The sequence below is a fragment of the Paenibacillus cisolokensis genome (assembly GCF_050481165.1).
Taxonomy (GTDB): domain Bacteria; phylum Bacillota; class Bacilli; order Paenibacillales; family Paenibacillaceae; genus Paenibacillus_AH; species Paenibacillus_AH cisolokensis.
The window spans coordinates 21883-27998 of sequence record NZ_JBCNFP010000100.1 but is presented as its reverse complement, the minus strand read 5'-3'; the positions used below and the strand labels follow the sequence as shown (position 1 = coordinate 27998).

At 49.3% G+C, this 6116-nt stretch carries 3 protein-coding genes; all 3 read right to left on the bottom strand.

Features of this window, described 5'->3' with window-relative positions; translation table 11 throughout:
• Nucleotides 1-186 precede the first annotated feature (186 nt).
• Genes ABEV74_RS16560 through ABEV74_RS16550 form a run of 3 tightly spaced genes read right to left on the bottom strand, consistent with a single transcriptional unit; the run spans nucleotide 187 to nucleotide 6110 of the window.
• Nucleotides 187-3324, bottom strand: coding sequence for a type I restriction endonuclease subunit R (locus tag ABEV74_RS16560; RefSeq protein WP_430147671.1), 3138 nt, complete (start codon nucleotides 3322-3324; stop codon nucleotides 187-189).
• Between the two features lie 22 nt (nucleotides 3325-3346).
• Nucleotides 3347-4597: a restriction endonuclease subunit S gene (locus tag ABEV74_RS16555; RefSeq protein WP_430147669.1), complete on the bottom strand. Its 1251-nt coding sequence runs from the start codon at nucleotides 4595-4597 to the stop codon at nucleotides 3347-3349.
• Entirely contained in the window at nucleotides 4587-6110 is a 1524-nt protein-coding gene (locus tag ABEV74_RS16550) for a class I SAM-dependent DNA methyltransferase (RefSeq protein ID WP_430147666.1), read from the bottom strand. The genes ABEV74_RS16555 and ABEV74_RS16550 overlap by 11 nt, the downstream gene beginning before the upstream one ends.
• Nucleotides 6111-6116: the final 6 nt, after the last annotated feature.

Below are 6116 nucleotides of genomic sequence, written 5' to 3'. Positions count from 1 at the left end.
ACTTTAATTTTCGGGATAGTTCAACTGTCACAAAATTCAGCTCCTTTAATGTAACCATCGCCCCGGAACGGGAACATATATTCCCGTTTCAAATATATCAAATAATAATTCACTCAACAACCAAAATATTCATGATATAATAAGGCATAGCCCCATTGATTCATGTTGCTACGCCTTTGATGACAGTTAATATTTAAATTCTCCCGTCTCTGTCTGCGCCATTAATTCGGCTTGCTGAAGCACCAGATCAATTGCCATTTTCTCCAGATCCGGCGGGTAACCGTATTTTTTCAACAACCGCTTGACGGTAATTCGCATCTGAGCCCGTACATTCTCACGAAGCGTCCAGTCGACCTTGATGTTGCTCTTTATCGCCTGGGTCAGTTCATGTGCTATCTGCTTCAACATGAGATCGCCCATCAATTCTTTGGCCGATTCGTTCGAAGCAAGCGCGTCATAGAAGGCCAGTTCTTCCTTGATTAGACCGAGATCTTCGCCTCGCTTGACGGCCGCGTTCATCTCTTTGGCCATCTGGATGAGCTCTTCGATGACCTGAGTCGTTTCGATGGTGCGGTTGTTGTATTTCCGAATGGCTTCCTCCAGCATCTCGGAAAATTTCTTCGATTGCACAATGCTGGTCCGAGAAACTGCCTTCACTTTCCCTTGGAGCAGCCTGCGAAGCAGTTCCACCGCCAGGTTCTTCTGCTTCAATCCACGCACATTCTCCAGGAATTCATCCGATAATATCGCAATGTTCGGTTTCTGCAAGCCCACAGCTTCCAATATATCGACGACTTCATCGGATACGACCGATTTTGAGATCAGCTGATTCAATTCGGCGTCGAGCTCGTTCGTCGTTTTCTTCTTGTTTTCCTCCGTTATCAGCTTGATAATACCAGATTTAACCGCTTTGAAGAAACTGATCTCGACATTGGCCTCCTCCGCGGCGGGAGTCGTTGCACAGAGGGAGAAGGCTCTTGCCAATTCAGTCGTCCAATTCAAGAAGTTCCGCTTGCCTTCTTCGCCCAATCCGAGTACATAGTCGACCGTCTCGACGATCGCTTTCATACGTTCGGATGCTTTCTCCGAAGCGAATTTGCTGTAGTCATACCCATGCAGCAGTTCCCGAATGAGCTGCAACCTCTCCAGCATAAAATCAACGGCTTGGTCCGTGTCGATGCCTGCGGTTTTGCGGTCGTTTTCCGTATATTGTTGAAGCGCTGATTTCAGCAAGTCCGCTATTCCGATGTAGTCGACGATCAGACCGCCCGGCTTGTCGCGAAATACCCGATTCACGCGGGCGATCGCCTGCATCAGGTTATGGCCTTTCATCGGCTTGTCGATATACATCGTATTCATGCTTGGCACATCAAATCCGGTCAGCCACATATCGCGGACAATCACGATCTGAAGCGGATCGTTCACATCCTTCATCCGTTTCGCCAAATGTTCCCGGCGCCGTTTGTTGCCGATAAACGGTTGCCACTCTTCCGGGTCGCTGGAACTTCCGGTCATGACGATTTTGATCTTGCCTTCGTTGTCGTCATCGCTGTGCCAATCCGGCCGGAGCGCTACAATCGCTTTGTACATATCAATGGCAATCCGCCGCGACATCACGACGATCATCGCTTTGCCGAAACCGGCTTTCTGCCTCTGCTCAAAATGTTCGACGATATCCTGCGCGACTTTCTTGACCCGTTTCTCCGCACCGGCCAACGCTTCAAGCCGGGCCCAACGCGACTTCAAACGCTCCCGCTGCGTGTATTCCTGATACTCCGTAATTTCCTCATACTCACTGTCGATGACCGGACGCTCCGCCTCCGACAACTCCAGTCGGGCAATGCGGCTCTCGTAATAGATCCTGACCGTCGTTCCGTCTTCCACGGCACGGGTCATATCGTAAATATCGATGTAGTCCCCGAAGACGGCAGGCGTATTTTTGTCCGTCAGCTCTACCGGTGTTCCGGTAAAACCGATAAAAGAAGCGTTCGGCAGCGCATCGCGCATATACTTGGCATAGCCGTACTTGATTGTCGCTTCGTCGTCCCCGGTGACCATTTCCGCCTGAAAGCCGTACTGGCTGCGGTGCGCCTCGTCTGCGATCACGATGACGTTGCGGCGTTCCGTCAGCACAGGATACTTGTCCTCAGTTTCTTCGGGGGTAAACTTGTGCACTGTTGTGAAAATGATCCCGCCCGACTCCACCGACAAGAGCTGGCGCAGATGTGCCCGGTTCTCCGCTTGCTGGGGCGTCTGCCGAAGCAAGTCCTTCGATTTGCTGAACGTGCTGAACAACTGGTCATCCAGATCATTTCGGTCCGTCACAACAACGATCGTCGGGTTGTTCAGCGTCAGCACGAGTTTGCCCGCGTAGAACACCATTGACAGGCTTTTGCCGGAGCCTTGCGTATGCCAGATGACGCCGATCTTGCGATCCCCTTCATCCATCGTCGCTCGCTGCGTACTCGCAATCGCTTTGTTGGTGGCGTGGTATTGGTGGTAACCGGCCAATATTTTGAACAGATGCTCCCCGTCGGTCTGAAACAGTACGAAATGCTTAATGATGTCGAGCAGCCGGCTTTTTTCAAACATTCCTTTAATCAGCACTTCGAGCTGAGGCAGGGAGGAGGGGGCCACGTCATCGCCGTCGATCGTACGCCACATCATAAAGCGATCTTCATTGGCTGTCAACGTACCGACCCTGGCATTCACGCCGTCACTGATCACCAGGAACGAGTTGTAGGTAAACAGGGATGGTATGGCGCTTTTGTACGTCTGCACCTGATTGTAGGCATCGCTGATCCCGACTTCTTCGTTGGAGGCGCTTTTCAACTCGAGTACGGCGATCGGCAACCCATTCACGAACACGACGATATCCGGCCGTTTCTCCCCCCGATTCTCGACGACGGTAAACTGGTTGACAGCAAGAAAATCGTTGTTACCGATTCGGTCAGGGTCTGTGTCGAACAACCATACTTTCTCCGTCGGATATTCGCCGTTAGCCGCTTGGTACTGCACATCAATTCCGTCAGTGATCATCTTCTGGAACGCCTTGTTATTAATCAGGAGGCTAGGACTGCGCGGCACTTCAATGATCCGGATCGCTTCCTCGATGGCTTCACGAGGCAAATGTTTATTGATGCGAATGAGCGCCTCTCGCAACCTGTCTTTCAGGATGACCTCATGGTAAAATTCCCGTTCGGGATACTCCCCTTCCGGCGAAATATCCGGACCGTAAGCTTTCTCGTAGTTCAGTTCCTCGAACCACTCCAGCGCGGCCTGCTCCAGGTCGCTTTCGGTATAAGATGTGGTATAGTAAGCCATAGTTGGTTACACCTCCTTTGGTTTAGGGTTGATAAATTGCACTGCTCTCCGCAACCATTGGCAGATCGGGAACGCTGTTACCTTTCTCGACGGGGACACGGATCTCGCCGGACATGAGTTTGGGGAGAAGGGTGTCACGGATGTGCTGCAAATTTTGAATTTCATTTATTTTTTCAAGCATCAATGAGTAAAGTTCATTGACTAGCCCATCGAACTTCCTTATCAGTTCAGTATCAGGCAGAATAGTTTTCAAGTTTTGAAAAGTTGAAACTGTTATTGCATCAAACACTGCGCCACTGGCGTTTTTTCGCAAAACATTAATTAGTTGTTGTGTCTGATGAAAGACGTACTTCTGGGTATAGCCATTTTTCGCCACAAGGGCATAGCAGGACTGGTTCATCGCCATGTCCCTACCTGCAAGTGCGACTTTTCCTACAGTTCCCCTTGCGGTTATAAATACAGTATCCGTTTTGTACAACTTACTGTTGCAATTGTTCAATCCATCTTCAGTAATGGTTTTCTCTGTGTTGATTACATAAAAGAAGTTCGAACAATCTTTTGGAGTAAAAAAAGGAATTTCCCCATTCCAATATTCCGATGTACTCGTCTTCGGTGTACCTCCACTCTGTACATCGAATATATCTGTTGCTCTCCCTACCTTCCACCCCTTCGGAATCAACCCCAATTCACATTCCTCAAACTCGCCGCCGCTGGACTTATACGGTTCTCCGTGTTCATTCGGAAACTCGAAGTCCACGAACCACCGTTTAAAAAGGGCTTGGGCCATTTCTTCAAGGTTTTTGTTGATGGCGTTGTTGAGTTCGATTTTGTCGTCAAGAGATTTAAGAAGTAGTGCTATTTCTTTTTGTTCTTCAAGAGTTGGTATATTCACTTTATAGTTTTTTAAATCATTAATCGTTATTTGCGACTGAGCCGAACCACTATCTAAGACGCGTAAATTTTTATTAGATAGTGAGTAGTATAGGAAATACTTGTCCACAATTTTTTCGTCTAGTTCAACAATAATAGATAGGTTGGTTATATATGAATAAGGTGGAGATAGCTTAACATCACCAGTTCCACCAACTCCACGAGCCACAACAATCAGTTGGGGTTCTTCGTACATAAAATCAGGATAATAGCCGGATACTTTATATCCTGTAAAAATAGGATAACCAGATTCACTTACTTTGGATTTGTCCGGCATTTTTCCATATTTCATTGATGAAAAATCAGCTAGTTTCTTTTCAGTCCATTCCTGATCAAAACTCAAACCCGATCCCCCCAAGCCGCTTGCGAATTTCATCCTCCAGTTGCCGGGATTTGGCGAACTGCTCCGCCAGCTCCGATGTCAGGCGCGCCATTTTATCCTCGAACGGTTCACTATCTTCTTCTACATCTTCAATACCGACATAGCGGCCCGGTGTCAAAATGTACTCATGCTCCTGCACCTCCGTAAGCTTCGCCGCTTTGCAGAAGCCTTTCACATCTTCATAGATTCCGGCTTCTGCCTGACCGCGCCATGCATGGTAGGTATCGGCGATCTTCCGGATATCCTCCGTGCTCAATTCACGATGCGTGCGATCCACCATATGACCCATTTTGCGGGCATCGATAAACAGAATCTCCCCGCGGCGATCTCGAAGCCCTTTCGGCGCTTTGTTCTTGGCGATAAACCAGAGACATACGGGAATTTGCGTAGAATAGAACAGTTGTCCCGGCAAGGTGACGATGCAATCGACCAGATCGGCGTTGACGAGTTTGCTGCGAATCTCAAACTCTGCCGTCGTGCTCGTTGACATGGAGCCGTTCGCCAGTACAAATCCGGCCACACCGCTAGGCGCAAGCTTGTTCACGATATGCTGAATCCAGGCATAGTTGGCGTTGCCCGTAGGGGGCACCCCATACGTCCAGCGAGCATCTTCCGTCAGCCGTTCACCGCCCCAATCGCTAATATTGAAGGGCGGATTCGCCAGAATGTAATCAGCCTTCAGGTTTTTATGCAAATCGTTATGGAATGTATCCGCATGATGCTCACCGAGATTGCCGTCGATGCCGCGGATGGCCAGGTTCATTTTACACAGCCGCCATGTCGTAGGGTTCGACTCTTGCCCATAGACCGCGATATCGCCGATGCGACCTTGATGTTCTTCTACAAACTTTTCGCTTTGCACAAACATGCCGCCGGACCCGCAGCAAGGGTCATATACGCGGCCCTTGAACGGCTGAATCATCTCGACGAGCAGCCGGACAACGCTTGTCGGCGTATAGAATTCGCCGCCGTTCTTGCCTTCCGCACTGGCGAACTTGCTAAGAAAGTACTCATATACCCTGCCCAGAACGTCTTTGGAACGGCTTTCTTCATCGCCGACTTTGAACGAGAACAGGTCGATGACTTCGCCGAGTCGGGTTTTATCTAGCGCCGGCCTGGCGTAATCTTTCGGCAGCACACCTTTCAGCGACGGGTTTTCTTTCTCGATCGCGATCATGGCGTTGTCGATGATTTGACCGATTTCCGGTTTTTTCGCATTATCCTTGATATGACTCCAACGCGCCTCTTTAGGTACCCAGAAAATGTTCGCTGCAACATATTCGTCCCGATCTTCAGGATCGGCATATGGCTCGTTTTTCAACGCTTCGTATTTCTCTTCAAATGCATCAGAAACATATTTCAGGAACAGAAGACCGAGTACCACATGCTTATACTCCGCCGCATCCATGCTGCCACGCAGTTTGTCGGCCATGCTCCAAAGTTTTTCTTCAAATCCGATATTCGCCGTTGCCATTGTCCT

What these genes read in the sequence shown, in the direction of transcription:
- ABEV74_RS16560 (WP_430147671.1), bottom strand. Translation starts at nt 3,324, where the DNA reads ATGGCTTACTATACCACATCTTATACCGAAAGCGACCTGGAGCAGGCC.
- ABEV74_RS16550 (WP_430147666.1), bottom strand. Translation starts at nt 6,110, where the DNA reads ATGGCAACGGCGAATATCGGATTTGAAGAAAAACTTTGGAGCATGGCC.